The 1,334-nt window shown below is 71.1% G+C and carries 1 protein-coding gene and 1 pseudogene; both read left to right on the top strand.

The window, feature by feature from the left end:
• A pseudogene (locus tag AB0B91_RS66140) lies at nt 1-222 on the top strand (hypothetical protein); the annotation flags it as partial.
• Nucleotides 215-1,334 (top strand): lipopolysaccharide biosynthesis protein RfbH (rfbH, locus tag AB0B91_RS66135; RefSeq protein ID WP_358343266.1); only part of this gene is annotated, 1,120 nt, incomplete at its 3' end. The pseudogene AB0B91_RS66140 and the gene rfbH, both read left to right, overlap by 8 nt.

The raw sequence follows: 1,334 nt of genomic DNA, 5'->3' as shown, positions 1-1,334 counted from the left end.
GGGGTCGGCCACGACCTCGTCCTCGTGCCGGCCCCGGCAGGAACCGCCCGGGCGGCCGGCGCGGGCTGGCAGTTGGCGGACATCCGGCGGGCCCGTGCGGTGCTCGGCTGGTCGCCGCGCCGCTCGCTGAGCACGACCGTCCGGGACGTCTGGGCGTACGCGTACGCCGACGACCCGGCCACGCGACTCATGGAAGAGAGAAGGGCGAGCAGGCATGACTGACCTCAAGGCGAGAATCCTCGAACTGGTGCACGAGTACCACCGGGAGCAGAGCGGCGCCGGGGAGTTCGTGGCGGGCGAGACGCCGGTTCTCTCGTCCGGCCCGGTCTTCGACGAGACGGAGCGGGCCGCGCTGGTCGAGGCCGCACTGGACATGCGGATCGCGGCGAGCACGTACGCGGTGCAGTTCGAGCGGCGCTTCGCGCGCCACTTCGGGATGCGCAAGGCGCAACTGACCAACTCCGGCTCCTCGGCCAACCTGCTCGCCCTGTCGGCGCTCACCGCGCAGGAGCTGGGCGACCGGCGGCTGCGCCCGGGCGATGAGGTGATCACGGTGGCGGCCGGTTTCCCCACCACCGTCAACCCGATCGTGCAGAACGGCCTGGTGCCCGTCTTCGTCGACGTGGACCTCGGCACCTACAACACCACCGTGGAGCGGGTCCGGGCCGCGATCGGGCCACGGACCAAGGCGATCATCGTGGCCCACACGCTCGGCAACCCCTTCGACGCCGTGGGGATGATGGCGCTGGCCGAGGAGCACGGCCTGTGGCTCGTCGAGGACAACTGCGACGCGGTGGGCTCGCTCTACCAGGGCCGGCCGACCGGCACCTTCGGACACCTCAGCACGGTCAGCTTCTATCCCGCGCACCACATCACGATGGGCGAGGGCGGCTGCGTACTGACCAACAGCCTGGAGCTGTCGCACCTGGTGCAGTCCTTCCGGGACTGGGGACGTGACTGCTGGTGCCGGCCCGGTGAGGACGACCGCTGCCACAAACGGTTCGGCTGCCAGCTCGGCACGCTCCCCTTCGGGTACGACCACAAGTACACGTTCTCGCAGATCGGCTACAACCTGAAGACGACCGACCTGCAGGCCGCACTCGGGCTGCGCCAGCTCGACCGGGTGGCCGCGTTCGGCGAGGCCCGGCGCAAGAACTGGCAGCAGCTGCGCGCCGACCTCGACGGGGTGCCGGGCCTGTTGCTGCCGGAGGCGACCCCGGACAGCGACCCCAGTTGGTTCGGGCTCGCGGAGGGGGCGAGCCTGGTCGTCGACGGCCGGGACGGGAACTTCGACGGCGACGCGGACGGCTTCTGGCTCGGACCCACCCTGTTCG

Source organism: Nonomuraea sp. NPDC049141 (genome assembly GCF_040648415.1).
Lineage (GTDB): Bacteria > Actinomycetota > Actinomycetes > Streptosporangiales > Streptosporangiaceae > Nonomuraea.
The sequence above is the reverse complement of the archived record's forward strand: the minus strand, read 5'-3'. Positions and strand labels throughout refer to the sequence as shown.